This is a genomic window from Streptomyces sp. NPDC088794 (genome assembly GCF_044750545.1).
Classification (GTDB): Bacteria; Actinomycetota; Actinomycetes; order Streptomycetales; family Streptomycetaceae; genus Streptomyces.
In genome coordinates this window covers 139,252-165,732 of the sequence record NZ_JBIVKB010000020.1, presented here as the reverse complement: position 1 = coordinate 165,732, position 26,481 = coordinate 139,252, and the positions used below count along the sequence as shown (strand labels likewise).

Genomic DNA, 26,481 nt, shown 5'->3' with positions numbered 1-26,481 from the left:
CTGGGGTGAGCACCAGCACTGATCAACCGACCTCAGCCGCCCACGAGTTCCTCGTACACCGCCAGTAGCCCGTCGACCGCCTCGCGGTCGGCGGGCCGCAGCGGGGCACGCACGGGGCCCGCGGGCAGGCCGAGTTCGCGCAGGAGTGCCTTGGCCGTGACCGAGCCGGGCAGTCCCGCCGCCATCATCGCCTCGATGAGCGGCGTCGCGCGTTGCTGGAGGCGGGCGGCCACGGGGGTGTCGCCCGCCTCGAACGCGTCCACGACGGCGCGGAGCCGATCCGGGACCACGTTCGCGACCGTGCTGACGTACCCCGCGCCGCCGACCGCGTACAGCGCGAGATTGTGCTCGTCGCAGCCCGCGTAGTACGCCAACTCCGTTCGGGCCAGCACCTTTTGGGCGGCGAGGAAGTCGTAGGAGCAGTCCTTGACCGCGACGATCCGGGGGTGCTCGGCGAGCCGGAGCATCGTGTCCGGCTCGATCCGGGTGCCGGTGCGGGCCGGGATGTCGTACACGAGCATCGGCAGCCCCGTCGCGTCCGCCACCGTCCGGAAGTGTTCCTCCACGGCGTCCTGCGGAGGCCTGCTGTAGTACGGGCTCACCACCAACAGCCCGTCCGCGCCCGCCTGTTCGGCCGCGCGGGCCAGCTCCACGGTGTGCCGGGTGTCGAAGGTGCCCACCCCCGCCACGACCGGCACCCCCTCGCCCACCGCCTCCCGCACCGCCGTCACCAGCGCCGACTTCTCGGTGTCCGTGGTCGTCGGCGACTCGCCCGTCGTCCCGGAGAGCACCAGCCCGTCGCAGCCGTGGGACACCAGTCGCTCGGCGAGCCGCTGCGCGCCGTCGAGGTCCAGCGCGCCCTCCGCGGTGAAGGGCGTGATCATCGCGCAGAGGGCCCGGCCGAAGGGCCGGCCGGGGCGGGCGGCGGTCGTCGTCATGGGAGTAGTGTCGGCGGGGAAATCGTGAAGCTCTACTTAATTCTGCTACGGAGTATTGGTAAGAAATGCTGTGGAGTGGGGTGGGCCGGGGCGCAGGCCAGGCCCTGTGTCCCTTTCGCCCTCCATGGGTCACCATGGTCTGGACGGTCATCGGCATCGGCCCATGGAGGCGTCATGAAACTCGGCAGGGCACTCGCCACCGGAATCGCGGAAGAGCGGCCGCAGGAGCACGACCGAGAACCCGAGGAGCTCCGACTCCCCGAGGAGATCAAGGAATTGAAGGCCCCCGAAGAGGTCCCGGCGGCCCGATGAGGCTGCGGCTTCCGGCGGAACGCCCGACGGAGCCGCCGACCGGATACAAGATCGCCCACCCGGTGCTGTCCCAGGACGGCACCCGGGCCGGGTTCACCGGTGTGTCGCTGGGCGGCGCGCTGCCGTACGGAGTGCTGGCCGACGCGTCCTGCGTCTACGGGCTGCGGCACCGGGCACCGCACCGCCGTTGCGACTGCGGCTTCCACTGTGTGCACGACCGCGCGGTGGCCGAGGGCCTGCTGTGCACCGCCGAGCACCGCGGCGCGGTCCTGCTCGACGTCACCGTGCTGGGCGCCTACATCCGCTTCGAACGCGGTTTCCGCTACGCCCGTCAGCGCGTGCGCACGGCCACGGTCGGACCGTGCGCCTGCGGCACGGTCGCCGCCGCCCTCGCCGACGCGGGCCGCGGCCGCCCCGGCTGGCTCGCCCTGGCACCGTCCTGCGCGGGCTGCGTCCGAGGTCGTACGTCCGTCTCGCTCGCCGCCTTCGCCCGGCTGGCCGGCGAGGGGCTGCGGGTCGCCGCGGGCAGCGCGAGCGCCCGCCGGGTGGCCGAACTCACCGACGTCGAAGGGCTCGGCGTACCCGAACTCACTGCGGAGGCGGCCCTGTTGCAGGCACGGCTCGACTGGTTCCAGACGCAGTTGGCGCGGCTGGGCGAGAACGGGTCGGACGACGGAGGTCAAGGTCGGTAGTCCTGTGCGTGCTTGACCTCAACTTAGGTCGAGATTGAAGAGTTGCGGCATGACACAGCGCACGGACACACACCCCGACCTCGCCGACCCCCGCATCGGCGCCCCCTTCTTCAGCACCTGGCGGGTAGGCACGCCTCTGCGTCAGCGGCAGACCGTCGAGGCGATCGCCGACGCCTGGGAGCGCCGCCCCTGGCCGGCCGCCGACCTGCTCGGCTACCACGTCTACACCGGCCACGACGCCTCCACCCTCCTGCACTACTCGCAGTGGACGGGCGATGCGGCCTACGAGGCCTTCGTCAAGACGCACCGGCAGGAGCGCGTCGACGAGATCGACACCGCCGTACCCGGCATCGACCGGGTGGGGCTCGGTCGCCACCGGCACTACCGCAGCCTCGGCCCGGCCGACCGGGGCGGGCGCGTCCCCGGGTGCGTGGTGATCGTGGACATCGAGTTCGAGGGGCCCGACCCCGAGCGGCAGCGCGCCTGGGTGGACGCCGTCGCGGAGGCGCTGGCGAGCGATCCCGCCCCGCACCCCGGCGGCATCTCCGCCCACTTCCACCTCTCCACCGACGGCACCCGCGTTCTCAACTACGCCGAGTGGGAGAGCGCCCAGGCCCACCTCGACGCCCTCGCCGCGCCGGGCGACGGGATCGGCTCGGGGAGCGAGCTGTGGACGCGTGTGCAGACCTGGCCGGGGCTGAAGAGCAGCACGGTCAGCCGGTACGACCATGCCCTGGGGCTCACCGACAGCTAGAACCGTCTGGACAAAAAAAGTGTTCGGTGAGACGGTGGACCCATGCTGGACGTCACCGTGATCGAGGACCCCGAGGCCGCAGCCGTCTCCCTGGACCCCATAAGGGCCCGGCTGCTGGCCGAGCTGGCGGCCGGACCCGCGTCGGCCGCCATGCTGGCCGGCCGGGTCGGCCTGCCCCGGCAGAAGGTGAACTACCACCTCAGGGCACTGGAGCGGCACGGCCTGGTCGAGCTGTCCGGCGAGCGCCGCAAGGGCAACGTCACCGAGCGGCTGATGCGGGCGACCGCCGCGTCGTACGTCATCTCGCCGCTCGCGCTCGCCGCCGTGCAGCCCGACCCGGACCGCTTCCGGGACCAGCTGTCCGCGCGCTGGCTGCTCGCCGTCGGCGCCCGTCTGGTGCGGGACGTCGGCGCGCTGATCACCGGCGCGGCGAAGGCCCGCAAGGGGCTCGCCACCTACGCGCTGGACGGTGAGGTGCGCTTCGCCTCGGCCGCCGAACGGGCTGCGTTCATCGAGGAGTTGACGGCCGGAGTCACCGGCCTGATCCGCAAGTACGACGCTCCGGGCGTCGAGGGCGGCCGGGACCACCGGATCGTGGTGGCCGTCCATCCCACCCTCAAGCAGACCGAGTTGGAGTAGATCATGCCCAAAGAGTTCGAGATCGCCCGCGAGTTCGAGGTCGACGCCACCCCGCAGCAGGTGTGGGACGCCGTCACCACCGGCACCGACGGCTATCTGTGGCCGATGGAGCCGCCGGAGCCCAAGGTCGGCGGCACGGGACCCTTCGGGTCCACCGTCACCGCCTGGGACCCGCCCCACCGCTACACCAACCGGGTCGAGAACGTCGACGGCATCGCCGAGCAGACGATGAACCAGCTCGACTACACCATCGAGGCGCGCGACGAGGGGCGCCGGGCCTGGGTGCGGTACGTGCACAGCGGGATCTTCGTCGACGACTGGGACAACCAGTACGACGGCGCCGCCAAGCACACCGACTTCTATCTGCACACCCTGCGCGAGTACCTGACCCACTTCGCGCCCAAGCCGGCCGCCTTCGCGACCTTCGACGGACCCGAGGCGTCGAAGGCTCCGGACGCGCTGGCCACCGTAGGGCGGGCGCTCGGGCTCACGGACGACGTGGCCGCCGGGGCGCGGGTGACGGTCACCGGGCCCGACGTGTTCGAGGCCGTCGTCGACTTCCGCAACGAGTGGTTCATCGGGCTGCGCACCGACCGGGGGCTCACCCGGATCTTCGGGCGCAACCACTGGGGTTACCCGGTCGGCGTCTCCCTGCACGACTTCACACCGGGCTCGCCCATCAAGGAGTGCGAGGCCGAGTGGCGGGGCTGGCTGAACGGGGTGTTCAACCAGCCCTGACCAAACGGGGTGTTCAACCAGCCCTGACCAAACGGGAGTCACACCTCAGGTGCTACGGGCGGAACCGCAGCACCTGCGGGTCGTGGTCGCTGATCTGGTCGTTGAACTCCGAGTTGATGTGCACGCTGTCGTACTCGAAGTCGCAGCCGCGGCGGATCGACGGGCTGATCAGGATCTGGTCCAGGACCTGCTGGTTGCCCTGGTAGTCGTAGGTGTAACGCTCGCTCTTCGGCAGCGACTTGATCGCCGACCAGAGCTCGCCGTCACCCTCCAGGATCTTCGTGGTGTCGGAGAACTCGAAGTCGTTGATGTCGCCGAGCGTGATGACGTCGGCGTTCTTCTGGACGTCGAGGATCGACTTCGCGAACGCGTTGACCAGGGTCGCCTGCTTGTGGCGCTGGACCTCCGAGCTGCGCGGCACCGGCTGGTACTGCGAGGTCAACCCGTAGTCGCCACCCTTGGAGTTGAGGTGGTTGGCGATCACGAAGACCGTCTTGCCGCGGAAGGCGAACTCGCCGGCCAGCGGCTTGCGGCTGCTGGTCCAGGCCTCGTTCGTCGGGTCGACGCGGCCCGGGGAGGCCGTAAGGGCCGCCTTGCCGTGCACCTTCGTGACCCCGACCGCCGTGGTGGCGTCGCCGCCCGCGCGGTCGGTGAAGGAGACCCGCTCCGGGTTGAAGAGGAACACCTGGCGGATGTTGCCGCCGGGCTCGCCGCCGTCGGTGTCGTTGGTCGGGTCGATGGAGCGCCACTGGTACTTGGGGCCGCCCGCCGCGACGATCGCGTCGATCAGCTTGTTCACCGTCACGTCGGCGGCGACCGTGCCGTCGTCCTTCGCGCCGTTGTTGTCCTGGATCTCCTCCAGGGACACGATGTCGGGCGACTTCAGGTTGTTCACGATCGCGGCGGCGTGTGCGTCGAAGGTGGCGTCGGTCGGGTCGAGGTTCTCGACGTTGTACGTCGCGACCGCCAGCTCGTCCCGCGACTGCTTCTGCGTCGTCTCGCGCTTGAGGCCACCGCTCTTCAGCGTCCCCAGCTCGCTCGCGACCAGGGTGTAGCCGCCGAACTGGTTGAAGTCCAGCGGGCCGGTCGTGGTGCCGGTCAGCGTGTCGCCGACGTTCGCCACCGGGAAGTCGGCGACCGCGCCCAGCGACTGGATCTGGAGCCGGCCGGTGTTCTGCGAGTCGTAGGAGCCGTACAGCGTGCCGCCGCGGCGGGTCGGGTTCTCGTGCGGCTTCACCGTGACCCACAGCTCGGCGTACGGGTCGGTGGCCGTGACCACGCGCGTGTTCTTGACCTGGACGTTCATGCCCTCGAGGGACTCGTAGTAGTCCAGGGCGTACTTCTTCGGCTGCAGGGTCAGGCCGGCCAGCGAGCCGTTCGCCGCGGTGTCGCCCGCCGGGGTGTACCGGTTCGGCACCGACTTCGAGCCGATCACCGTGGGGGCCGGGACCGCGTTGCCCGTGGAGACGGTGGTGATGGTGGGCTTGGTGATCTCGGTCAACGACTGGTTTCCGGTCGAAGTGCCGCCCGGCACGTACTCGGAGACCGTGCCGGTGACCGTGACGGAGTCACCGACGGCGACCTTCGGCGAGGAGCTGGTGAAGACGAACACGCCCTCACTGGTGGCCGGGTTGTCGTCCGGGGTCGGGTCCTGGAGCCAGAAGCCTCTGGAGGAGCCGTACGTGCGCGTGCCGGTGACTATGCCGGGCACGTCCGTGACCTTCTGGCCGGCGTACGGGGAGGTCCGGGTGGTGCCCTGGACGTCATGGATGCGCAGGCCGTCGGCGTGCGCGGGCGAGGTCAGGGCGACGGTGGACGCCGCGGAACATACGGCGGCGACGGTGAGCGCGGCGAGGCGCGCGGAAGACTTGCTCGGCAACGTGATCCCTCCGGGGACATGCGTGGGCGCCGGGACGAGGGTGTAACTGGAACGCCTGGGGCCGCGACCGGTGGGGCGGTGGCGACGCGCGTAGAAAATACAGTGAACAGGTGTCCAGCAGATTTCTACGCGCGTCAATCTCCTGCCTGCTCATATGGGTTGTCAAGGATTCAGCCATGTACAGCGGTCGTCGGGGAGATGAACCGGGTGGCATGGGTCGAAATCCGTCTAGGCTGAGCGATCGAGTGGTACGACACGCCCCCTAGGAGAAGCAGCCGATGTCAGACAGCTCCCCCCTGCCGCCGGTGCGGTTGTCTCCCGAAGCGGAGCTGGCGCGGGCCGCGTTGTCCACGCCGCTGCTCGGCCGGGCCGCCCGGCTCGCCCGCTGGGCCGGTGCCGACACCAGGGTCGACGCCGGGGGCGGACTCGTCGACGAGCAACTGCCCGCCGCCGCCGAGGCCCTCGGGCTGACCGGGGACGACGCGGCGGCCGACGCGAGCGAGGCCTGGCGGGTCGCCGTCGACACCGGGCTCGTCGAGATCGTCGACGAGGAGGAGGGCACCGTCGCCGCGGGCGAGGACCTGGCGCTGCTCACCGGCGGTTCGCCGCAGGACGTGCTCGGGGTGTGGCTCGGCGCGCTGGACACCGTGCTGGCCGACGCGAGCGTGCCCGATCTGGAGGGTCTGGAGGACGCGCTCGACGAGAGCGGCGAGGTCGACTTCTCCCGCCTCGAATGGGACCCGGAGGCGGAGGCCGACTTCCTCGACGGCGTGCTCGGCAACCTCTATCTCCTGACGGTCAGCGAGGACGGTCCCGGCGACTCGCCGGTGCCGCTGCCGGCGCTCGCCGCGTCGATGATCGTGCCCAGTGACATGGGGGAACCCACCAACGACGTGCTGGAGCAGGTGTCCGACGCGATGATGCGGCTGGACGACCAGTTCCGGGTCCTCGAACCGGTCGGCCTGGTCGAGTACCAGCCGGTCGACGAGGCGTTGATGGCCGACGCCGACGAGGAACCCGCGGCGCCCGTCGACGACATCGACGTCTCCCGGTACGGGATGGTGCGGCTCACGCCGCTCGGGCTGTACGGGTTGCGGGCGCGGCTCCTCGAGGCCGGGCTGGAGGCGCCCGCGGTCGGGGACCTCGCGGACAAGGGGGCCGACGCGTTGCTCGACGGGACGGCGACGTTTCCGCAGGGTGCTGCGCAGGCGGAGACCGAGTTGTGGCTGGCTCGGCGTGAACCGCTGGGGGCGGCGCGGGAGTTGTTGGCGGCGGCGCGGGGGCTGGACGCGGGGGCGCCGCTGCGGAGGCTGCGGTGTCAGCAGGCGTTGTCTCTCGTGGGGGGCGAGGCGGAGCCGGCGTTGCGGGAGGTGCTCGACGATCCTGAGCTCGGGGGGCTTGCCCGGGTCTGGCTGGCGGAGCACGGGGCGGGGGATGTGCCTGCGCCGTCGGAGTCGATGATCTTCTGGTTGACGATCGACACGGTTGCTGCGCAGCTGGCGGCGGAGGGTAACTCCGACGAACTGCAGGCTTTGGTGCAGGGGTTGGCCGCGCAGCATGGTGGGTTCTTCGCGGCGGCCTGGCGGGTGGAGCATCCCGCTACGGCGGATGTGCTGGAGGCGATGGGGCGGTTGCATCCGGACAAGCGGATTGCGAAGGAAGCGAAGCGGGCGGCGTTCAAGGCGCGGTCCCAGCGGGGGGATTGAGCGGGCGTTTTTCGCCCCCGCCGCCCCTACCCGTCCCATCCCCAGGGGCGCTGCCCCTTCGACCCCGCTGGCCTTCGCCGCGGTGCTGCTCGTGCCCGTGGCGTTCTCCTCGACGCAGGGCAACGTGACGACCGAAGCCGCGACCCCCGCGGGATCCCGTCCGCCCGAGCGGCCCGGACCCGCGACCTCCCGCTCGCAGAGCGAACGGCCGCCGCTGACGCCCCAGTCCGCCCCCTCCTCGACGGCCGCCGACGACGAGCGCGGCCCGCTCGGCAACGCGGGCCACGGAGGCGTCCTCGCCGCCGACGGGACGGGCGCCTGGCTGGCGGAGGACCAGGACCGTCGGGACGGTGCCGAACGGGCCTGGCGGTTGACCCCGGCGGGCGACGGCGGCCTGCGGCTGACGACCGGTCCGGACGCCGGCCGCGCCCTGGCCCTCACCCTCGATACGGCATCGGACCGGGTGCTGCTGCGCCCGTACGCCGACGCCCCCGGACAGCAGTGGTCGGTCGTCCCCGTGCACGGCCACGACGGCACCTTCCGGCTGCACAACGCGGCCCGGACGGACGGCTGTCTGAGCGCGCACGGCAAGGGCGGCGCGCTGACCGTGGAGCCGTGCGGGGCCGGGGACCGTACGCAGGAGTGGACGGCTCGCTGACGCCCTCGCCCCGGCGGTGAGGCCGGGGCCGGAGTTCTCCGCGGGGCTGTCCGCCCGTATCCGCGCCCCGTGTTCGCGCACGGGTCGTCCCGCTCGCTCCGGAGCCACCCCGTCACGTGACGGTCGATGCGCGCCGCGGACGCGGACCGTTCCATCCTGTCGACACGGGAGACGTGGCGGGAGGGCGGCCATGATGACGGACCACGGGGGCACCAGGACGGTCGAGATCGCCGTGGCGGCGGGGCTGGGGGCGCTGTCCGCCTTCCAGGGCTATGTCCAGGAGGCCGACGCCAAGGTCAACAGCATGCTGGTGGTGCACACCGGGGGAGTGGTCGCGGTGGTGACCGCCCTCGGTACGGGCGACGGGCGCCGGCACGGGGCGGTCGCCGACGTCGTCCTGGCCCTGTTCGCCCTTACGTTCCTGATCTCCGGCTTCCATCTCGCCCTGGCGATGCGGCCCCGGTTGGACGTACCCCTCCCGCTGAGCCCCTTCGGCTTCATGGGCCTGGACATCCCGCCCGCCGCCGACCCGAGCCTGCTGTGCGCGCAACTGTGGGACATGGCACGGGTGTTGGGCGCCATCGCGCACGCCAAGAACCGCCATCTGCGGCACGCCATGCCCTGGACCGGCCTCATGCTCTGCTTCGGCGTGACCGTGTCGGTGCTCGGCGCGTCGTAGCCGCACCGGCCGGTCCTCTTTGTGAGGATTCGCCCGATCGCTCGTCATCCGCCAGTGCCGTTACCCGGGCGAGAGGTTCTTTTGACTCCCGTGGTCCGGTCCGTACGGATTCATGGAAGCGTGTCCCGCGCAGACGCCCGGTGTTCAACTCCCGTTCAGCCGTGGGCGCGACTGTGGCGCCGACCCGAGGTCCGCCACCCTCCACGGCATACCCACCGTCACAGGAGACACCATGTCGCTCAGTCGCAGGGACTTCGCCACCAAATCCGCGGTCACCGGTGCCGGTGTCGCGCTCGCCGGCACCGTCGGCGCGCTGGCCACGGCCCCCAACGCCCTCGCGTCCACGGACGCCGAGGGCACCGAGGGAGTGTCGGCGGACGGCCACGGCCACGGCCACGGGCACGGGCACGGCGGAGTCGGCTACGGGCCGCTGATCACCGACCCCAAGGGCCTGCTCGCACTGCCCGCCGGCTTCAAGTACCGCGTCATCACCTACAGCGGCCGGACCAAGCTGGAGTCCGGCGAGTTCACCCCCTCCAACCACGACGGCACGTCCACCTTCGACGGCCCCCGCGGCACGACCCTCCTGGTCAACAACCACGAACTGGCCGGCCCCCGCGCCCAGTGGCCGCACCCGGTGCCGCTCATCGACGGACTCGTCTACGACCCGGCCGCGGCCGGCGGCTGCACGGTCGTCGAGGTCCGCCCCGGCGGCCATGTCGCCGAGTGGGTCGGCATCGCCGGCACCGCCACCAACTGCGCGGGCGGCAACACCCCTTGGGACACCTGGCTCACCTGCGAGGAGACCGAGGACAAGACCGGCACCAACGGCTTCACCAAGGACCACGGTTACGTCTTCGAGGTCGACCCCGCCGACCGCCGCGCCAACAGAAACCCCAAGCCCATCAAGGCACTTGGCCGCTACGCCCACGAGGCCGTCGTCGTCGACCCCAAGCGCGGCCACCTCTACCTGACCGAGGACGCGTCCGGCCCCAACGGCCTGCTCTACCGCTGGACCCCGCCGGAGCACTTCCACCACGGCCGCGGCAGGCTGCGCACCCTCGCCGACGACGCGGGCGTGCTCCAGGCCTTCAAGTGCTTCGACTCCGGCGGCAAGTTCGTCGACGACCTCTCCCGCGCCACGAAGATCGGCACGGTCTACGGCGTCGACTGGGTCGACGTACCCGACCGCGACGCCAGGACCACCTCCGTGCGCAAGCAGTTCGCCGCCGGCGAGGTCACCCGCGCCCGCAAGCTGGAAGGCATGTGGTGGGGTGACGGCGGCACGTACATCGTCTCCTCGTACGCCCGCACCGAGAGCCCCGTCCAGCACGACGGAGCCGTCTGGTTCTACGACCCCAAGCGCCGCACCCTGACCCTCAAGGTCCTGATCGGCGTCAACCCGGACCCCTCCGTCGACGGCAACTTCGACGGCCCGGACAACATCACCGTCTCCCCGTACGGCGGTCTCGTCATCGCCGAGGACGGCGAGGGCATCCAGCACCTCTTCGGCGCGACCGACAGCGGCCGGACCTACCCGATCGCCCGCAACGAACTCAACATCGGCACCGCGGAGAAGCCCGAGTACAGCGAGTTCACCGGCGTCACCTTCTCGCCCGACGGAAAGACCCTCTTCGCCAACATCCAGACGCCCGGCATCATGTTGGCGATCACCGGCCCCTGGAAGCGGCAGCAGCGCGGCTAGTTAATTCGGTCGCCCACCATCGACTGTGCCTCCTACTCTGAGATCACGACAGCACGCACCTCCCGGTGCGAAGGCAGCGGTTACTTCTTCTCGAAAAAGAATCCAACACCGCCGTCGACTTGATCTCGGGAGGCGCAGCTCATGGTGGGTGCCCGGTGCGCAGGCAACGGTTACTTCATTGGATCAGAGGGTTGCGGGTTCAAGTCCCGTCATCGACTTCGGGTCGGTGTAGCTCAATTGGGTAGAGCATCTGGATAAGTCCGTCGCCGCTCTCTGAACTCGGGCGCCCACCTACCGCCGCGCACTCCCTCCGAAAACGCAGTGAATTCGGGGGAATTCAGCATGTCTCGATTCAACAGGAAGTCCGCCCGCGCGCAGCCCGTCTCCCGCGTCACCTCCACGGGCCGGGTGCTCCGTACCTACGAGGGCGGCCGTGGCCGTGAGCGGGACGCGCGCTCCGAGCTCTTCCTGCTCGCGATCGCCAACTTCGTGTCCCAGCAGACCTTTTACGAGACCGGCACCGACCGCGACGACCGCTACGCGCGGCTGGTGCGCCGGCTCGCCGTCGAGGACCCGGCCTGGACCGCGGGGCTGCTCGACTGGCTGCGCGGCGAGGGCAACCTGCGTACCGCCTCGATCGTGGGCGCCGCCGAGTACGTCAAGGCACGCCTCGACGCCGGCGTCACCGACGGCCCGTCGAACCGCACGGTCGTGGCCTCCGTACTGCGCCGCCCCGACGAGCCCGGCGAACTGCTCGCGTACTGGACCGCCCAGTACGGCCGTGCCGTCCCCAAGCCCGTCAAGCGCGGGATCGCCGACGCAGTACAGCGGCTCTACAGCGGCAAGTCGCTGCTGAAGTACGACACCGTGTCCAAGGGCTACCGCTTCGGCGACATCCTCAACCTCGTGCACGCGGCCCCGGACCCGGACAAGCCGTGGCAGGGCGAGCTGTTCCGGTACGCCCTCGACCGTCGGCACAACCCGGACACCGCGCTGCCGCCCACGTCGAGCCGGACGCTGGTCGCGCACCGCGAGCTGATGGCCCTGCCGGTCGAGGACCGGCGTGCCCTCGTCACGTCCGAGGGCGGTGCCGAGCGGCTCGCCGAGGCCGGGGTGACGTGGGAGGCGCTGGCCGGCTGGCTCCAGGGGCCGATGGACAAGGCCGCCTGGGAGGCGGTCATCCCGTCCATGGGCGCCATGGCGCTCGTCCGCAACCTGCGCAACTTCGACCAGGCCGGTGTGTCCGACGAGGTCGCGGAGCGGGTCGCCGCGCGGATCAGCGACCCGGCGGAGGTCGCACGCTCGCGGCAGTTCCCGTTCCGGTACCTGGCGGCGTACCGCCACGCGCCCTCGCTGCGCTGGGCGTACCCGCTGGAGCGGGCGCTCGGGCACTCGCTGGCCAACGTGCCCGCGCTGCCCGGCCGGACGCTGGTCCTCGTGGACCGTTCGGGCTCGATGTGGGCGCGGCTGTCCGACCGCTCGGAGCTCAACCGGGCCGACGCGGCGGCGATCTTCGGCACGGCGCTCGCGCTGCGGGCGGCGGACGCGGATCTCGTCGAGTTCGGCACCACCAACCGGCGGCTGGACTTCCGCCGGGACGAGTCGGTGCTGAAGATCCTGGACCGCTTCGGCAGCCTGGGCGGCACCGACACCACCTCGGCGGTCCGCGCGCACTACCGGGGACAGGACCGGGTGCTGATCGTCACCGACGAGCAGTACGCCTACCACCGGCACGGTGACCCGACCGAGCAGGTGCCGGCGCACATCCCGGTCTACACCTGGAACCTCGCCGGGTACCGGGCGGGCCACGGCCCGTCGGGCAAGGCGAACCGGCACACCTTCGGAGGCCTCGGCGACGCGGCCTTCCGGATGGTGCCGCTGCTCGAGGCGGCCCAGGACGCCGACTGGCCCTGGGCGGCCTGAGCACCGAAGCGTGGCCCGCACTTCATACGGGGGGTGCGGGCCACTTCCATTCCCTGCTCACCGCCCATGCCCTCCCATGCCCTCCCTTGCTCCTCTTGTCCTCCGAGAGATTGACATCTAACATTTCAGTTCATGGAGGCTCTACGACCCGTCCCGCGCACCCTCCTCAGGGACCGCGCCTACGAAGTGATCCGCGACGCCATCGTGGCCGGGGAGATCGAGCCCGGCACCGTGGTGCGCGACGCCGATCTCGCCGAGCGGCTCGGGCTGTCGCGGGCGCCGGTGCGGGAGGCGTTCTCGCGGCTGGTGGACGAGGGGCTGCTGGAGAGCAAGCCGCAGAGCTATACGCGGGTGACGCCGGTCGTGGCCGCCGAGGTGCGGGATGCGGCCGCCGTGGTCGGCGCGATGCACGAGTTGGTGACCCGGGTCGCCGTACCCCGCTTGCGGGCGGCGGACCTTGACGTGATGCGCGCGGCCAACGGCCGGTTCGCCCTCGCCGTGGCCGGCGGTGACGTGGACGCGGCCCTGCGCGCCGACGACGAACTCCACGACGTACTGGTGCGGGTGAGCGGCAATCGCGCCGCCGCCGCCACCGTCGCCCGCTACACCCCGCTCATCCGCCGCCTCGAGCGACGGCGCTTCGGCGAGGGCGGCTCGTGCCGTTCGGCCGGACTGCACGAGCGGCTGATCGAGGCCTGCGCGGACGGTGACACCGAGGGCGCGGTCCTGGTCACGGTCGCCATCTGGCACACCCTGGCCGATCTGGCCGACCCGGCGGATCCCGCCTGACCCCGCAGACCCCGCCCGACCCCGGAGGCAGCATGTCCCTTTCCTCGTACGACCGTTACCCGCTCCTCTTCGGCCCCTCCCCGGTGCACCCGCTGGAGCGCCTCACCGCCCACCTCGGCGGCGCCGCCCTGTGGGCCAAGCGCGAGGACTGCAACTCCGGTGTGGCGTACGGCGGGAACAAGACCCGCAAGCTGGAGTACCTGGTCGCCGACGCGATCGCCAAGGGCTGCGACACCCTTGTCTCGATCGGCGGGGTGCAGTCCAACCACACCCGTCAGGTCGCGGCCTGCGCCGCCCGTGCCGGGCTCAAGTGCGTGCTGATACAGGAGAGTTGGGTGGAGTGGCCCGACTCCGTCTACGACAAGGTCGGCAACATCCTGATCAGCCGGCTCGCCGGGGCGGACGTACGGCTGGTGAAGGCCGGGTTCGGTATCGGCTTCAAGGAGAGCTGGGAGCAGGCGCTGCGCGAGGTCGAGGAATCGGGCGGCACGCCGTACGCCATCCCGGCCGGCGCCTCCGACCACCCGCTCGGCGGCCTCGGCTTCGCCAACTGGGCCCACGAAGTCGCCGAGCAGGAGCGGGAGCTGGGGGTCTTCTTCGACACCGTGGTGGTGTGCTCGGTGACGGGTTCCACGCAGGCCGGCATGGTCGCGGGGTTCCGGGCGATCGAGGAGGCGGGCGGGCGTGAGCGTCGCGTGCTCGGCATCGACGCCTCGGCGAAGCCCGCCGAGACCCGCGAGCAGGTGGCCCGCATCGCGCAGGGCACCGGCCGACTGATCGGGGTCGAGCGGGAGTTGACCATCGACGACGTCGAACTCGACGACCGCTACCACGCGGGGATCTACGGCATCCCGGACGAGACCACCCTGGAGGCGATGCGCCTCGCCGCCCGCACCGAGGGCATGGTCACCGACCCCGTGTACGAGGGCAAGTCGATGGCCGGGATGATCGACCTGGTCGCCCGCGGTGAGATCGCCGCCGACTCCACCGTGCTCTACGCCCATCTCGGCGGACAGCCCGCGCTGAACGCGTACAGCGCCCTGTTCTAGGGAGCCTTGGCGGCCGCCTCGGCCTTCCTGCGGGGTGGACATGGAGTTCTCCCGGTCTGGCGTCCCCGGCTGAGCGGTGTGCGGGCAGCACGGACTGTCCGTCACAGACACAGTGATAACCGGGGACTTTCTCCGTTTAGTGCTCGGTAAGATACGGAGAGAGTCCCCGGTTCGCAAGGAGTATCTGGATGGCGCAGGTCAGGCCCATGCGCGCGGACGCACGGCGTAATTACGACCGGCTGCTGAAGGTGGCGGCCGAGGCGTTCGCCGAGCACGGGGAGAACGCGTCGCTCGACGACATCGCGAAGCGCGCGGGGGTCGGCTCGGGGACCTTGTACCGCCACTTCCCGACCCGGCAGGCGCTGCTTGAGGCTGCCTACGTCGAGCGGATCCAGGCGCTCGCGTCCCGCGCGGACGAGATCGCGAAGGAGCTCCCGCCGGGCGAGGCGCTGGTCGAGTGGCTGTACTGGGTCGGCCTCGGCATGATCCAGGTGCGCGGTATGAAGGCCCTGTTGGGCTCCGCGGTCACGGACGGCGGCGAGGCCGCGTTGACGGCCTGCGCGGGCTCGATGAAGGGCGCGGCGCAGCGGCTGGTCGAGGCGGCACAGCGGGAGGGAACCCTGCGTCAGGACGTCGAGCCGATCGAGATCCTGCGGCTGGCCCACGGGGTGTCCACGGCTTCCGAACTGGCGGACGGCCAGGGGAAGTTCATCCGCCGATATCTGTCGCTGCTGACGGACGGGCTGCGGCCCGCGGCCGGGGAGTGAAAAACGCCGGGCGCCCCTCGGAAGGGGCGCCCGCAGCGGTCGTAGGGCTGCTTACAGCGACTGGGCCGCCGGCTTCACCATCCCCCGTACCGTGCGCGACTTCACGAAGTTGCCCATGGCGGTCATGTCCCACTCGCCGGAGAACTGCCGGACGAGCTTCGCCATCATGACGCCCGTCTGGGCCTCGGCGTTGGTGAGGTCGAAGCGGACGAGTTCCTCGCCGGTGGCGGCGTCGATCAGGCGGCAGTAGGCCTTGGCGACCTCGGTGAACTTCTGGCCGGTGAAGGAGTTGACCGTGAAGACCAGGCCGCTGACCTCCTGGGGGATGCGGCCGAGGTCGACCACGATCACCTCGTCGTCGCCACCGCCCTCGCCCGTGAGGTTGTCGCCGGAGTGCTTGATCGCGCCGTTCAGGATCGACAGCTTGCCGAAGTAGCAGCTGTCGATGTGGTTGCGCTGCGGGCCGTAGGCGATGACCGACGCGTCGAGGTCGATGTCCTTGCCGCGGTAGGCGGGCTCCCAGCCGAGGCCCATCTTGACCTGGGAGAGCAGCGGACGGCCGCCCTTGACCAGGGAGACCGTCTGGTTCTTCTGGAGGCTGACGCGGCCCTTGTCGAGGTTGATCTTGCCGGTGCCCGGGGCGGGGGCAGCGGGGGCGGGCGGCGCGGCCGGGGGCGGCGGGGTGCGGGACAGCGACGGGGCCGGCGGGGCCACCGGCGTCTGGAGCGTGGGCGTGGGCGTGGGCTGCGGCGGGGCGGCCGGCGCCGGGGCCGGCTCCTCCACCGAGACGCCGAAGTCGGTGGCGATGCCCGCGAGGCCGTTGGAGTAGCCCTGGCCGACCGCGCGGGCCTTCCACGCGCCGTTGCGCAGGTAGATCTCCACGATCACCAGTGCCGTCTCGGTGCCGAGCTGCGGGGGCGTGAACGTGGCCAGCACGCTGTTGTCGTCCGCGCCGCGGATCGTGGCCGTCGGCTCGATGCCCTGGAAGGTCTGGCCCTGGGCGTCCGGGCTGGCGGTGACCACGATCTTCTCGATGCCGGGCGGGACCGCCGCCGTGTCGACGACGATCGCGTCCGGTGCCGTACCGCCGCCCGACCGGTACGTCACACCCGGTCCGTTCGGCTGGTTGTAGAAGATGAAGTCGTCGTCCGAGCGCACCTTGCCGTCGGCGGTGAGCAGCAGGCCCGAAACGTCGAGCCGCACCGGGGCGGCGACGTCCACCGCGACGCGGGCGGTGGAGAGAGGGATGTTCGAGCCGGGGGTCATAGCTGTCATGCCGGGAGAACGAGCGAGGCCGCTTTACTGTTCCCTTACCAAGCGGCCAATCCGCCCGTTCCCCGAAAGAGCAGGTCAGTACCCCTACGGCACGACGATGATCTTCCGCCCCACCCCCGCCGCGAACTGCTCCAGCGCCTCCGGATACCGCTCCAGCGGGATCCGGTCGCTGATGAAGATCTCCGGGTCCAGGACCCCGTTCGCGAAGAGTTCCGCCGCGCGTTCGAAGCTGTGGAGCACGGCCATCGAACCCGTGATGGTGATCTCCTGGTTGTAGATGCGGTACGGGTCGATGGTCACGCGCGTCGCGTAGTCGGCCACGCCGAACTGGAGGAACGTGCCCGCCTTGGACACCCGGTCCAGGCCGTCCTGGATGGCCGCCGCGTTGCCCGTCGCGTCGATCACGACGTCCCAGCCCTGCGGTCGGTCCAGCTCGTCCGGGTTCGCCGCCGACCCCGACACCCCGAGGCGTACGGCCGTCTCCAGACGGGCCGCGTTCAGGTCCACGACGTCGACGCTGGCCGCGCCGGTCCGCTTGGCGAGTTCCAGCATCATCAGGCCCATCGTTCCCGAGCCGTAGATCAGGACGTGCGCGCCGAGGCGTGACTTGAGGACGTCGTAGCCGCGCACCGCGCACGACAGGGGCTCCACCAGGGCCGCGTCCTGGGTGCGGACGTGCTCGGGGAGTTTCACGCAGTTCGCCACGGGTGCCACCGCGAACTGGGCGGCGCCGCCCGCCGTGGTGACGCCGATCGCGGCCCATCGCTCGCACAGGTTGTTGTGTCCGTCGCGGCAGTAGCGGCACTCGTGGCAGTAGAGCGACGGGTCGACCGCGACCCGGTCGCCGATCGCCAACTCCGTGACCTGGGTGCCGACCCCGACCACCTGGCCCGCGAACTCGTGCCCCGGAACGATCGGCAGTTTGGGCGCGAACTCGCCCTGGAGGATGTGCAGATCGGTCCCGCAGAGGCCGCACGCGGCGACCTCCACGACGACCTCGCGCGGGCCGGGTGTCGGGTCGGGGACCTCGGTGACGACGGCGCGGCCCACGGACTCGATGACGGCGGCCTTCATTTGACGGCTCCCAGCGACAGGCCCTGGACCAGCTTGTCCTGGGCGGCGAACCCCGCGGCGAGCACCGGCAGGGAGATCACGAGCGACGCGGCGCACACCTTCGCCAGGAACAGGCCCTGGCTGGTGATGAAGCCGGTCAGGAAGACGGGCGCGGTCTCCGCCACCACCCCGGTCAGGACCCGGGCGAAGAGGAGTTCGTTCCAGCTGAAGATGAAGCAGATCAGGGAGGTCGCCGCGATGCCCGGGAGGGCGATCGGGGCCACCACGCGCGTGAGGATCGTCGGCAGGCGTGCTCCGTCCACCCGCGCCGCCTCGATGATCGCCACCGGGACCTCGGCCAAAAACGACTGCATCATCCACACCGCGATCGGCAGGTTCATGGAGGTGTAGAGGATGACCAGCAGCCAGATGTTGTCCAGCATGTCGGTGTTCTTGGCGAACAGGTAGATCGGCAGCAGGCCCGCCACCACCGGCAGCATCTTCGTGGACAGGAAGAAGAACAGGACGTCCGTCCACTTCTTCACCGGCCGCAGCGACAGCGCGTACGCCGCCGGGAGCGCGAGCACCAGGACGAAGAGCGTCGAAGCCACCGACGCCACGACCGAGTTGGCCAGCGCCGGCCAGGGGCTCGCGCCGCCGCCGGTGCCGAAGAAGTCGCGATAGCCGTCCAGGGTGAGCGAGGCACCGAAGGCGGGCGGGTTCTTCGCCGCGTCCGTCTCCGAGTGGAAGGACGTCAGCGCCATCCAGGCGATGGGCAGGAAGAAGACGATGCCGAGGATCCAGGCGACCAGACCGAGCCCGACTCCCTTGCGGCGTGCGGAGGTTCGTACGGCGACGGAACTCATGCGCGGGACACCTCCTCGCGGAACAGGGACGACACCACGCGCAGGGCGAAGGTCGCGATGATGATCGAGCCGATGACCACCAGGACGCCGGCGGCCGAGGCGAGGCCGTTCTCGTGGGCCTGGTAGAAGGTCTGGTAGACGGTGTAGGGCAGGTTGGCGGTGCCCAGGCCGCCGGACGTGATGGTGAAGACCGCGTCGAAGTTCTGCACGATGTAGATCGAGCCCAGCAGCGCGCCGAGTTCGAGGTAGCGGCGCAGGTGCGGCAGCGTCAGATAGCGGAAGACCTGCCAGTCGCTCGCGCCGTCGACCCGGGCCGCCTCCATCTGCTCGTTGTCCCGGCTCTGTAGGCCGGCCAGCAGGATCAGCATCATGAACGGTGTCCACTGCCAGACCAGCGAGGCCTCCACGGCGAGCAGCGGGGTGTTGGAGATCCAGTCCGGCTGCGGCCCGCCGACGTAGTGCAACAACCCGTTCAGCAAGCCGTATTCGGGGTTGTAGAGCACGTGCTTCCACAGCAGCGCGGCGGCCACCGGGACGACCAGGAAGGGCGCGATCAGCAGGGTGCGGACGAAGCCCCGGCCGCGGAACCTGCGGTCCAGGAGCAGCGCGAGGACCAGCCCGAGGATCAGGCTGACCAGCACGACCGCGACCGTCAGCAGGACCGTCGTCCACACCGAGTGGCGCAGGTCCGGGTCGCTCAGGACCTCCTGGTAGTTGTCGACGCCGGTGAAGTGCCGGGCGTCCGGGTACAGCGCGTTCCAGTCGAAGAACGAGATGACCAGGGTCGCCACGAACGGCAGCTGGGTCACCACGATCATGAAGACCAGGGCGGGCAGCAGCGGGGCCCGGGTGGCCCAGGCGCGCAGCCGGGCGGGGGGCTGGTGGGTGGTGCGTACGGGAGTTGCGGCCAGGGGGGCCGTTGTCGTTGCGCTCATCGCCCCTCGTACTCCTTCGAGATCTTCTCGGCGAGTTTCTGGGCCTTCTTCAGGGCCGAGTCGACGGACTGGCGTCCGGCGATGGCCGCGCTGATCTCCTGGGAGACCTTGGTGCCGAGGTCGGTGAACTCCGGGATGCCGACGAACTGGATGCCGGGTGCGGGGCGCGGCTGCACCCCCGGGTCATCGGGCTTGGCGCCCTCGATGGCCTCCTTCGTCATCTCCTGGAAGGAGGCGGCGGACTTGCGGTAGTCGGCGTTCGCGTACGTCGAAGCGCGCTTGCCGGCAGGCACGTTGGGCCAGCCACTGGTCTCGCCGACCAGTTCCTCGTACTGCTTGCTGGACGCCCAGGAGACGAACTGCCAGGCCTTGTCGGGGTTGCGGGACGCCTTCTGGATGCCCCAGGCCCAGGTGTAGAGCCAGCCCGAGGAGTCGGTCTTCTCGACCGGCGCCGGAGCGTAGCCGAGCTTGCCCTTGACGGGGGAGTCCGAGGCCTCCAGGGAGCCGGCCGCGCTGGTGGCGTCGTACCACATGGCGACCTTGCCCTGGGTCATGTTGTTGAGGCACTCGGCGAACCCGGACTGGGCGGCGCCGGACTCGCCGTGCTTGCGGACCAGGTCGACGTAGAACTTCGTCGCCTTCTCGAACTCGGGGGAGTTCAGCTGCGCCTTCCAGTCCTTGGTGAACCAGGTGCCGCCGAAGGTGTTCACCACCGTCGTGAGCGGGGCCATCACCTCGCCCCAACCGGGCAGTCCGCGCAGGCAGATGCCCTTCATGTCGGGCTCGGCGCCGTCCACCTTCGCGGCCAGGTCGGCGATCTGGGTCCAGGTGGGGTGGGCCGGCATGGTCAGGCCCTCCTTGGCGAACACGTCCTTGCGGTACATCAGGAAGGACGACTCGCCGTAGAAGGGCTGGCCGTAGAGCTTGCCGTCGTCGGCCGTGAGCGACAGCCGCATCGGCTTGAGGACGTCCTGCTCGTCGTAGCCGGGGTCCTTGGCCACGTACGAGTTCATCTCGTGCAGCCAGCCGTTCTTGGCGTAGATCGGGATCTCGTAGTTGCTGAGCGTCGCCACGTCGTACTGGCCGGCCTGGTTGGCGAAGTCCTGGCTGATCTTGTCGCGGACGTCGTTCTCCGGCAGCACGGTGAAGTTCACCTTGATGCCGGTCTCCTTGGTGAAGTGCGAGGCGGTGAGTTTCTGCAGCTCCACCATCTGCGGGTTGTTGACCATCAGGACGTTGACGGAGTTGCCGCCGGAACCGGACCCGCCTGCCCCGACCCAACAGCCGGAGAGCAGCGGGGCGAGCAGCGTCCCTGCGGCGGCCATGGCGAGCGTGGCTCGCGCGGGCCGTCGTCGGCTCTGGGTTCGCATGGATCGCTCCTGGACGTATGAGGAGAAAGAGGGTTCATCAGGGCATGGATGTGCCCTCAGGTGTGTCAGTTGGACTTTCAGACGCGGATGACCTGTGGCCCGAGCAGTGAGTAGCGGTGGGCCTCGGCCGACGGGAGCAGCGTGCTCGTGACGATCGTCTCCAGCGCGCCGATCTCCGCGAACCGGCAGAAGCTGACCGCCCCGAACTTGGTGTGCACGCCCGCGAAGACCGTGCGGCGGGACGCACGGATGGCCTGCGCCTTGACCTCGCTGACCGCGGGGTCGGGCGTGGTCAGGCCGTGTTCGCGGGAGATGCCGTTGGCGCCGATGTAGGCCAGGTCGATGACGAACCCGGCCAGCATCTTCGTGGTCCAGTGGTCGACGGTGGCGAGGGTGCCGTGCCGGACCCGGCCGCCGAGCAGCAGGACCGAGGTGTTCTCGGACTCGGCGAGCACGCCCGCGACCGGCAGGGACGCGGTGACCACGGTCAGCGGCCGCTCCCTGGGCAGTGCCTCGGCGATGAGCTGGGGGGTGAAGCCCTCGTCGACGAAGACGGTCTCGGCGTCCCCGAGCAGCTCGGCCGCGGCGGCCGCGATCCGGCGCTTCTCGGGTACGTGACTGGTGGCGCGGAAGGCGAGCGTCGTCTCGAACCCGGCGCTCTCCACGGGGTACGCCCCGCCGTGCGTACGGCGGACCAGGCCGTGGTCCTCCAGGGCGCGCAGATCCCGTCGTACGGTCTCCTTGGCCACGCCCAGTTCGGCGGCGAGCGCGGTGACGTCGACGGATCCGCCGGCACGCGCGGCCCGCACGATCTCCCGCTGGCGTTCTTCCGCCGTTCTCGCTTCCATGGCCGACACCTGCTTCCCACGCGCGCCTTTGCCCGTTCGGGCCCGGTGCGGCCCTTGGAGGAAGTTGTACAGCGGCATTCCACCACTGACCAGGTCTGTTGCGGGTCCGATGCTGCCCGTGTGTGCCCGTTTGCCGGGCGGAGTGCCCGCCTCGGACCTGCGCGGCAGCCGCCGAGGGCGTGGGAACGGGCACGCCGACTGCCCGAACACCCGGGCGGGCGGGCCCGTTCGGTGCCCGCCCGCCGTCCAGGAGCGTCTCTTTCACGCCGTCGCTCAGAGCCGGCAGCTGATCTCCATGCCGTCCTCGACCGGAAACGTGACGCTCTCGTAGCCGTTCGCCGGATCACGTACGTGGTCGAGATACGGGCGCAGGTTCGGCAGGTCGACATCGTCGGCCACGACGAGCGTGCCGGGGCGCAGGCGCGGCTCCAGCAGGCGCAGGACGGGCAGGCAGAGGTCCTTCCAGCCGTCCAGGAGCAGGAGGTCCGGGGCAGGCTCCAGGGCGCCGAGGGTGTCGCGGGCGTCGCCCGGCAGCACGGTGATCAGGTCGTCCAGGCCTGCCTCGGCGAAGGTCGCGCGGGCCGCGGCGATCTTGTCCGCGCTGAGCTCCGTGGTCACGACCCGTCCGGTGCCGTTGTCCCGTACGGCCGCGGCCAGGTACAGCGTGGAGATCCCGAAGGACATGCCGAACTCGACCACCGTGGCCGGGCGCACGGCCCGCACCAGGTTGTAGAGCAGCGTTCCGCCCGCGGCGGAGATCGGCATGTAGATCCCGGCCGCCGCGTCGGCCTGCTCCTGGGGTGAGAGGGACCCGAAATCGTCGGGAAGGGCCTCGCCCATGCGGGCGGCGGTGGTGCCGTCCTGCTCGGCGCCCTCGAAGAGGCGGCTGAGGACGGCCTTGATGCGGGGGTCGGCGAGGGAGTGGGTGGTGGTGGGTGTGGGCGTTGTCGAGTTGCTTGGTGTCATGGCGGTCTAGAGTAGACGCAACGTTGCGTCAATTCTAGAAGGAATATCCTCAGCGGGGCGATCGGCCGGTGAGGTGAGGAATCGCCAGGGTGAGGGAGGCGGGATGACATCTGTTGCGCGCGCCGAGGAGTCGGGCGGCACCGGCGGCACCGGGCGGCGGCACCACGGCAACCGGCACGGGCGCAGCGAGGAGGCCCGGCAGGCGGTGCTGGAGGCGGCCGACGACCTGCTGGTCGAGAAGGGCTTCGCGGCCGTCACGATGGAGGGCATCGCGGCGCGGGCGGGCGTGGCCAAGCAGACCCTCTACCGGTGGTGGAGCGCCAAGACGGACATCCTCATGGACGCGCTTCTCCAGGATGCCGTCGAGGATCTGACCCCGCCCCACACCGGCGACCTCGCCCGCGACCTGCGCGACTACCTGCGCCAACTGGCCTGGTTCCTGGGCGAGTCGGACCCCGGAGCCGTCTTCCGGGCGCTGATCGCGCAGGCCCAGCTGGATCCGGCGTTCGCCCGCGACTTCCGTTCCAGGTGCCTGGGCCCGCAGCGCCTCCGCGACCGGGAGGTGCTGCAACGCGCCCTGGACGCGGGCCTGTTGCCCGCCGGCCTCGACATCGAGGCGGAGGCGAGCCGGCTCGTGGGTCCGCTCTACTACCGCGTACTGGTGAGTGACGAGCCGATCGGCGAGGCGTTCACCGACGGCCTGGCCGACGCGTTCCTGCGCCGGCACGGGCTCGGCTGACGCAGGTGTTCAAGACGGCTGCGGGTGCTCAGTACGGCCAGATCGGCGGGTCGTTGACGAAGTGGCCGCCCAGATAGGCGTGCGCCACGTTCGCCGGGTCCAGCTCGCCCTGGTCGGCGATCAGCTTCTCCGCGTACGGCTCCGAGTCGTCCTGCGGGTCGTAGCCGAGCGCCCTTGCGGTCGAAAGGTCCCACCACAGGCGGGTGTTGGCGGAGGAGCCGTAGACGACGGTGTGGCCGACGTTCTCTGCGGTGAGGGCCGCGTGGAAGAGGCGGGCGCCGTCGGCCGGGCTCATCCACACCGACAGCATGCGCACGCTGGACGGCTCCGGGAAGCAGGAGCCGATGCGCACCGACACCGTCTCCAGACCGTGCCGGTCGAAGTAGAGCTGCGCGAGATCCTCGCCGAAGGACTTGGACAGACCGTAGAAGGTGTCCGGTCGGCGCGGGGTGTCGATCGGGATCAGCGCGCCCGGCTCGTGCGGCGCCTCGCCCTCGGGGCGCGGGGTGAAGCCCACCGCGTGGTTGGAGGAGGCGAAGACGATCCGCTCCACGCCCTCCTTCCGCGCGGCCTCGTACAGGTTGTAGGTCCCCTCGATGTTCGCCTTGAGGATCTTCTCGAAGGGGGCTTCCAGGGAGATCCCCGCGAGGTGGATGATCGCGTCGACACCCCGCACCGCCTCGCGCAGGGCCGCCGTGTCGGCGAGGTCCGCGATGATCGCGTCCGGCGCGCCCTCGACGGGGCGGATGTCGAGCAGGCGCAGTTCGTAGCCGTAGGCCGGGAGCAGCTCCCGCATCAGGGTGCCTAGTCCGCCGGCGGCGCCGGTCAGCAGAACGGTGCGGGGAGCGGGCATCCTCGGATCTCCTCGGGCGCATGTATGGACGGCATTCACATTCATAGACACGCTAAGGATCGTTCACGTGCTTCGTCAAGTGTTGCGCGGAGTCGGCGAATCCACTCTCTTTCTGCCTCTTTCCCGTTCTCGTGTTGCCCGGTTGCGCGCTTGACCGGTCCGGAGCAGGCTCCATAGTGTGACGATGTTCAGGGATGTAGACATCGATCAGAAGAACGTACGCGCCTGTCCCAGGGAGAGCCCGTGACGCCAGCCCCTCTCGCCGCTCGACTCAGCATCCCCAGCGGGCCGCTGTTCTTCCCCGTCACCGCCTACGGACCGGACGGCTCGGTCGATCTCGACGTGTACCGCGCGCACGTGCGGCGCGGGGTGGAGGCGGGGGCCGCGGCCGTGTTCGCCTGCTGCGGCACCGGAGAGTTCCACGCGCTGACACCCGAGGAGTTCGAGGCCTGTGTACGGGCCGCCGTCGAGGCCACGGACGGGCGCGTGCCGGTCGTCGCGGGCGCCGGCTACGGCACCGCGCTCGCCGTCCGCTACGCGCGTCTCGCGGCCGCGGCCGGCGCCGACGGGCTGCTCGCCATGCCGCCCTACCTCGTGGTCGCCGGACAGGCGGGGCTGCTGCGGCACTACCGCGAGGTGGCCGCCGCGACCGAGCTGCCGGTGATCGTCTACCAGCGCGACAACGCCGTGTTCACCCCGGAATCGGTGGTCGAACTGGCCCGCACGGGCGGGATCATCGGCTTCAAGGACGGGCTCGGCGACCTCGACCTCATGCAGCGGATCGTGAGCACCGTACGCACCGAAGTCCCCGGCGACTTCCTCTACTTCAACGGACTGCCGACCGCCGAGCAGACCCAGCTCGCCTACCGCGGCATCGGCATCACGCTCTACTCCTCCGCCGTCTTCTGCTTCGTCCCCGAGATCGCCCTCGCCTTCCACCAGGCCCTCGCCACCGGCGACGACGCCACCGCGAACCGCCTCCTCGACGGCTTCTACCGGCCCTTCGTCGAACTGCGCGCCCAGGGCCGCGGTTACGCCGTCTCGCTGGTCAAGGCCGGGGTGCGGATGCGCGGGCTGGATGTGGGGGAGGTCCGGCCGCCGCTGCACGAACCGGCGGAGGAACATGTGAAGCAGCTCGCCCAGCTGATCGAGCGCGGGTACGCACTCGTCGAGGAGGACATGTGAAGGCGTCGGCGTTCGTCTACCCCTGGGACGTCAACGGGGACCCGGGGGCGGCCGAGTTCATCGCCGGGCTCGGGGTACGGCAGGCGACGCTGGCCTCCGCGTACCACTCCACGCGCGCGTTGACCCCACGCCATCCGCGCCACCGCATCGTCACCGCCGAACACGCGGCCGTGCTCTACCCGGCCGACGACCGCTGGAACGGCCGCACCCTGCGCCCGTACGCGGCAGGGGACTGGGCGCCAGGGGACGCGTACGGCGAGGCCGCCGCCGCCCTCGCGGACGCGGGCCTGGAGGTGCACACCTGGGTCGTCCTCGCGCACAACTCCCGTCTGGGCGCGGACCGTCCGGACACCTCGGTCGTCAACGCCTACGGCGACCGCTACCCGTGGGCCCCCTGCATCGCCCAGCCCGCCACGCGCGCGTACCTCGTCGACCTGGCCGCCGAGGCAGCCGTCCGCCCCGGCGCGCACGGCACCGAACTCGAATCCCTCGGCTGGTACGGGCTCCAGCACCTGCACGCCCACGACAAGACCGCCGGGGTCGGCCTCGGCGACGCCGGCCAGTACCTGATGTCGCTCTGCTTCTGCCCCACCTGCCGTGAGGGCTACGAGGCCCAAGGCGGCCTGGACGCCGACGAACTGGCCGCCGCCGTACGGGAGTCACTGGAGCCGCTGTGGCGGGGCGCCCCGGACGACGGAGGCTGGACGGGCGTCGAGAAGCTGCTCGGCGAGGAGAAGGCGGCGGCCACGCGCGCGTGGCGCGACGAACGGGCCCGCACGCTCCAGGAGGAGGCGATCGCGGCGGTACGCGCCGCCGCGCCCGACGGCTTCCAAGTGCTGCTGCACGCCGACCCGGTGACGTACCACGTCGGCGCCAACGTCGGCGTCGACCCCGCGCACATCCTCTCGGTCGCCGACGGCGTGGTCGTCCCCTGCACCGGCGGTACGGGCCTGCTGACCCCGTTCGCCGAGCAGGGCCGCGAGGGCGCGGTGATCGCCGCCAACTTCACCGTCGTGTCGGGCATGGGCGGCAGCCCGGGGACGCTCGCCGCGGACGCGGCACGGGCGGAGGAGCTGGGAGCCACGGAACTGCGGCTCTATCACGCGGGGTTGGGGTCGGACGCGGACCTGGAGGCCGTGCGGTCGGTGCTCGGCGGGTCCTGA

The 26,481-nt window shown here is 70.8% G+C and carries 26 protein-coding genes; 16 read left to right on the top strand and 10 right to left on the bottom strand.

The window, feature by feature from the left end:
* Positions 1-32 precede the first annotated feature (32 nt).
* Positions 33-938: a 4-hydroxy-tetrahydrodipicolinate synthase gene (gene dapA, locus ACIP6U_RS41815; RefSeq protein ID WP_401728038.1), complete on the bottom strand. Its 906-nt coding sequence runs from the start codon at positions 936-938 to the stop codon at positions 33-35.
* 174 nt (positions 939-1,112) lie between these two features.
* On the opposite strand from dapA, the gene ACIP6U_RS41810 reads away from it, so the two are divergent.
* From ACIP6U_RS41810 to ACIP6U_RS41790, 5 genes are read left to right on the top strand one after another with little or no spacing between them, the layout of a single operon-like run.
* Entirely contained in the window at positions 1,113-1,250 is a 138-nt protein-coding gene (locus ACIP6U_RS41810) for a hypothetical protein (protein WP_401728036.1), read from the top strand.
* Positions 1,247-1,942 (top strand): hypothetical protein, encoded by a 696-nt coding sequence (locus ACIP6U_RS41805; protein WP_401728034.1) that lies wholly within the window; start codon positions 1,247-1,249, stop codon positions 1,940-1,942. The genes ACIP6U_RS41810 and ACIP6U_RS41805 overlap by 4 nt, the downstream gene beginning before the upstream one ends.
* A 49-nt stretch (positions 1,943-1,991) precedes the next feature.
* Positions 1,992-2,696: an antibiotic biosynthesis monooxygenase family protein gene (locus ACIP6U_RS41800; RefSeq protein WP_401728032.1), complete on the top strand. Its 705-nt coding sequence runs from the start codon at positions 1,992-1,994 to the stop codon at positions 2,694-2,696.
* 42 nt (positions 2,697-2,738) lie between these two features.
* Positions 2,739-3,335 carry an ArsR/SmtB family transcription factor gene (locus ACIP6U_RS41795; protein ID WP_401728030.1) on the top strand — a complete coding sequence of 199 codons (597 nt, stop codon included), beginning with the start codon at positions 2,739-2,741 and terminating at the stop codon, positions 3,333-3,335.
* Positions 3,336-3,338: 3 nt separating this feature from the next.
* On the top strand, positions 3,339-4,073 hold the full coding sequence (locus ACIP6U_RS41790) for an SRPBCC domain-containing protein (protein WP_401728028.1): 735 nt from the start codon (positions 3,339-3,341) through the stop codon (positions 4,071-4,073).
* Positions 4,074-4,125: 52 nt separating this feature from the next.
* Here ACIP6U_RS41790 and ACIP6U_RS41785 read toward each other — a convergent pair whose 3' ends face one another.
* The gene (locus ACIP6U_RS41785) at positions 4,126-5,952 is read right to left on the bottom strand and encodes an endonuclease/exonuclease/phosphatase family protein (RefSeq protein WP_401728026.1); all 1,827 of its coding nucleotides are present in this window, start codon (positions 5,950-5,952) and stop codon (positions 4,126-4,128) included.
* Positions 5,953-6,230: 278 nt separating this feature from the next.
* Here ACIP6U_RS41785 and ACIP6U_RS41780 point away from each other — a divergent pair, with 278 nt between their 5' ends.
* From ACIP6U_RS41780 to ACIP6U_RS41745, 8 genes are all read left to right on the top strand, one after another.
* On the top strand, positions 6,231-7,658 hold the full coding sequence (locus tag ACIP6U_RS41780) for a hypothetical protein (RefSeq protein WP_401728024.1): 1,428 nt from the start codon (positions 6,231-6,233) through the stop codon (positions 7,656-7,658).
* 82 nt (positions 7,659-7,740) lie between these two features.
* On the top strand, positions 7,741-8,316 hold the full coding sequence (locus ACIP6U_RS41775) for an RICIN domain-containing protein (RefSeq protein ID WP_401728022.1): 576 nt from the start codon (positions 7,741-7,743) through the stop codon (positions 8,314-8,316).
* Positions 8,317-8,506: 190 nt separating this feature from the next.
* Entirely contained in the window at positions 8,507-8,995 is a 489-nt protein-coding gene (locus ACIP6U_RS41770) for a hypothetical protein (RefSeq protein ID WP_401728020.1), read from the top strand.
* Between the two features lie 232 nt (positions 8,996-9,227).
* Positions 9,228-10,700 carry an alkaline phosphatase PhoX gene (locus ACIP6U_RS41765; RefSeq protein ID WP_401728018.1) on the top strand — a complete coding sequence of 491 codons (1,473 nt, stop codon included), beginning with the start codon at positions 9,228-9,230 and terminating at the stop codon, positions 10,698-10,700.
* 342 nt (positions 10,701-11,042) lie between these two features.
* Positions 11,043-12,623 (top strand): TROVE domain-containing protein, encoded by a 1,581-nt coding sequence (locus tag ACIP6U_RS41760; RefSeq protein WP_401728016.1) that lies wholly within the window; start codon positions 11,043-11,045, stop codon positions 12,621-12,623.
* Positions 12,624-12,755: 132 nt separating this feature from the next.
* Positions 12,756-13,412 (top strand): GntR family transcriptional regulator, encoded by a 657-nt coding sequence (locus ACIP6U_RS41755; RefSeq protein ID WP_401728014.1) that lies wholly within the window; start codon positions 12,756-12,758, stop codon positions 13,410-13,412.
* 32 nt (positions 13,413-13,444) lie between these two features.
* On the top strand, positions 13,445-14,461 hold the full coding sequence (locus ACIP6U_RS41750; protein ID WP_401728013.1) for a 1-aminocyclopropane-1-carboxylate deaminase: 1,017 nt from the start codon (positions 13,445-13,447) through the stop codon (positions 14,459-14,461).
* Positions 14,462-14,649: 188 nt separating this feature from the next.
* On the top strand, positions 14,650-15,228 hold the full coding sequence (locus ACIP6U_RS41745; RefSeq protein ID WP_401728012.1) for a TetR/AcrR family transcriptional regulator: 579 nt from the start codon (positions 14,650-14,652) through the stop codon (positions 15,226-15,228).
* A gap of 51 nt (positions 15,229-15,279) precedes the next feature.
* Here ACIP6U_RS41745 and ACIP6U_RS41740 read toward each other — a convergent pair whose 3' ends face one another.
* The 7 genes from ACIP6U_RS41740 to ACIP6U_RS41710 form a co-directional block, all read right to left on the bottom strand.
* A complete protein-coding gene (locus tag ACIP6U_RS41740; RefSeq protein ID WP_401728102.1) occupies positions 15,280-16,494 on the bottom strand; it encodes a TerD family protein in 1,215 nt (404 codons plus the stop codon).
* A gap of 93 nt (positions 16,495-16,587) precedes the next feature.
* On the bottom strand, positions 16,588-17,577 hold the full coding sequence (locus tag ACIP6U_RS41735; RefSeq protein ID WP_401728010.1) for a zinc-dependent alcohol dehydrogenase family protein: 990 nt from the start codon (positions 17,575-17,577) through the stop codon (positions 16,588-16,590).
* Positions 17,574-18,422: a carbohydrate ABC transporter permease gene (locus tag ACIP6U_RS41730; protein WP_401728009.1), complete on the bottom strand. Its 849-nt coding sequence runs from the start codon at positions 18,420-18,422 to the stop codon at positions 17,574-17,576. The genes ACIP6U_RS41735 and ACIP6U_RS41730 overlap by 4 nt, the downstream gene beginning before the upstream one ends.
* The gene (locus ACIP6U_RS41725; protein WP_401728007.1) at positions 18,419-19,357 is read right to left on the bottom strand and encodes a carbohydrate ABC transporter permease; all 939 of its coding nucleotides are present in this window, start codon (positions 19,355-19,357) and stop codon (positions 18,419-18,421) included. Before ACIP6U_RS41725 ends, ACIP6U_RS41730 begins: the two co-directional genes overlap by 4 nt.
* Positions 19,354-20,727, bottom strand: a complete 1,374-nt coding sequence (locus tag ACIP6U_RS41720; protein ID WP_401728006.1) for an ABC transporter substrate-binding protein — start codon at positions 20,725-20,727, stop codon at positions 19,354-19,356. The genes ACIP6U_RS41725 and ACIP6U_RS41720 overlap by 4 nt, the downstream gene beginning before the upstream one ends.
* Before the next feature lie 77 nt (positions 20,728-20,804).
* Positions 20,805-21,575: a DeoR/GlpR family DNA-binding transcription regulator gene (locus ACIP6U_RS41715; RefSeq protein ID WP_401728005.1), complete on the bottom strand. Its 771-nt coding sequence runs from the start codon at positions 21,573-21,575 to the stop codon at positions 20,805-20,807.
* A 273-nt stretch (positions 21,576-21,848) separates the two neighbouring features.
* Positions 21,849-22,541, bottom strand: a complete 693-nt coding sequence (locus ACIP6U_RS41710; RefSeq protein ID WP_401728003.1) for an O-methyltransferase — start codon at positions 22,539-22,541, stop codon at positions 21,849-21,851.
* A 103-nt stretch (positions 22,542-22,644) separates the two neighbouring features.
* On the opposite strand from ACIP6U_RS41710, the gene ACIP6U_RS41705 reads away from it, so the two are divergent.
* Positions 22,645-23,280, top strand: coding sequence for a TetR/AcrR family transcriptional regulator (locus ACIP6U_RS41705; RefSeq protein ID WP_401728001.1), 636 nt, complete (start codon positions 22,645-22,647; stop codon positions 23,278-23,280).
* Between the two features lie 28 nt (positions 23,281-23,308).
* Here the strand turns inward: ACIP6U_RS41705 and ACIP6U_RS41700 are convergent, their stop codons facing one another.
* Positions 23,309-24,133: an NAD-dependent epimerase/dehydratase family protein gene (locus ACIP6U_RS41700; protein ID WP_401727999.1), complete on the bottom strand. Its 825-nt coding sequence runs from the start codon at positions 24,131-24,133 to the stop codon at positions 23,309-23,311.
* Positions 24,134-24,376: 243 nt separating this feature from the next.
* Here ACIP6U_RS41700 and ACIP6U_RS41695 point away from each other — a divergent pair, with 243 nt between their 5' ends.
* Together ACIP6U_RS41695 and ACIP6U_RS41690 are read left to right on the top strand one after the other, a co-directional pair.
* A complete protein-coding gene (locus ACIP6U_RS41695; RefSeq protein WP_401727998.1) occupies positions 24,377-25,318 on the top strand; it encodes a 5-dehydro-4-deoxyglucarate dehydratase in 942 nt (313 codons plus the stop codon).
* The gene (locus tag ACIP6U_RS41690) at positions 25,315-26,481 is read left to right on the top strand and encodes a hypothetical protein (protein ID WP_401727997.1); all 1,167 of its coding nucleotides are present in this window, start codon (positions 25,315-25,317) and stop codon (positions 26,479-26,481) included. The genes ACIP6U_RS41695 and ACIP6U_RS41690 overlap by 4 nt, the downstream gene beginning before the upstream one ends.

Excerpts from the sequence above, each read along its gene's own strand:
- dapA (WP_401728038.1), bottom strand. The coding sequence starts at position 938 with ATGACGACGACCGCCGCCCGCCCCGGCCGGCCCTTCGGCCGGGCCCTC.
- ACIP6U_RS41810 (WP_401728036.1), top strand. The coding sequence starts at position 1,113 with ATGAAACTCGGCAGGGCACTCGCCACCGGAATCGCGGAAGAGCGGCCG.
- ACIP6U_RS41805 (WP_401728034.1), top strand. The coding sequence starts at position 1,247 with ATGAGGCTGCGGCTTCCGGCGGAACGCCCGACGGAGCCGCCGACCGGA.
- ACIP6U_RS41800 (WP_401728032.1), top strand. The coding sequence starts at position 1,992 with ATGACACAGCGCACGGACACACACCCCGACCTCGCCGACCCCCGCATC.
- ACIP6U_RS41795 (WP_401728030.1), top strand. The coding sequence starts at position 2,739 with ATGCTGGACGTCACCGTGATCGAGGACCCCGAGGCCGCAGCCGTCTCC.
- ACIP6U_RS41790 (WP_401728028.1), top strand. The coding sequence starts at position 3,339 with ATGCCCAAAGAGTTCGAGATCGCCCGCGAGTTCGAGGTCGACGCCACC.
- ACIP6U_RS41780 (WP_401728024.1), top strand. The coding sequence starts at position 6,231 with ATGTCAGACAGCTCCCCCCTGCCGCCGGTGCGGTTGTCTCCCGAAGCG.
- ACIP6U_RS41770 (WP_401728020.1), top strand. The coding sequence starts at position 8,507 with ATGATGACGGACCACGGGGGCACCAGGACGGTCGAGATCGCCGTGGCG.
- ACIP6U_RS41765 (WP_401728018.1), top strand. The coding sequence starts at position 9,228 with ATGTCGCTCAGTCGCAGGGACTTCGCCACCAAATCCGCGGTCACCGGT.
- ACIP6U_RS41760 (WP_401728016.1), top strand. The coding sequence starts at position 11,043 with ATGTCTCGATTCAACAGGAAGTCCGCCCGCGCGCAGCCCGTCTCCCGC.
- ACIP6U_RS41755 (WP_401728014.1), top strand. The coding sequence starts at position 12,756 with ATGGAGGCTCTACGACCCGTCCCGCGCACCCTCCTCAGGGACCGCGCC.
- ACIP6U_RS41750 (WP_401728013.1), top strand. The coding sequence starts at position 13,445 with ATGTCCCTTTCCTCGTACGACCGTTACCCGCTCCTCTTCGGCCCCTCC.
- ACIP6U_RS41745 (WP_401728012.1), top strand. The coding sequence starts at position 14,650 with ATGGCGCAGGTCAGGCCCATGCGCGCGGACGCACGGCGTAATTACGAC.
- ACIP6U_RS41740 (WP_401728102.1), bottom strand. The coding sequence starts at position 16,494 with ATGACCCCCGGCTCGAACATCCCTCTCTCCACCGCCCGCGTCGCGGTG.
- ACIP6U_RS41735 (WP_401728010.1), bottom strand. The coding sequence starts at position 17,577 with ATGAAGGCCGCCGTCATCGAGTCCGTGGGCCGCGCCGTCGTCACCGAG.
- ACIP6U_RS41730 (WP_401728009.1), bottom strand. The coding sequence starts at position 18,422 with ATGAGTTCCGTCGCCGTACGAACCTCCGCACGCCGCAAGGGAGTCGGG.
- ACIP6U_RS41725 (WP_401728007.1), bottom strand. The coding sequence starts at position 19,357 with ATGAGCGCAACGACAACGGCCCCCCTGGCCGCAACTCCCGTACGCACC.
- ACIP6U_RS41720 (WP_401728006.1), bottom strand. The coding sequence starts at position 20,727 with ATGCGAACCCAGAGCCGACGACGGCCCGCGCGAGCCACGCTCGCCATG.
- ACIP6U_RS41715 (WP_401728005.1), bottom strand. The coding sequence starts at position 21,575 with ATGGAAGCGAGAACGGCGGAAGAACGCCAGCGGGAGATCGTGCGGGCC.
- ACIP6U_RS41710 (WP_401728003.1), bottom strand. The coding sequence starts at position 22,541 with ATGACACCAAGCAACTCGACAACGCCCACACCCACCACCACCCACTCC.
- ACIP6U_RS41705 (WP_401728001.1), top strand. The coding sequence starts at position 22,645 with ATGACATCTGTTGCGCGCGCCGAGGAGTCGGGCGGCACCGGCGGCACC.
- ACIP6U_RS41700 (WP_401727999.1), bottom strand. The coding sequence starts at position 24,133 with ATGCCCGCTCCCCGCACCGTTCTGCTGACCGGCGCCGCCGGCGGACTA.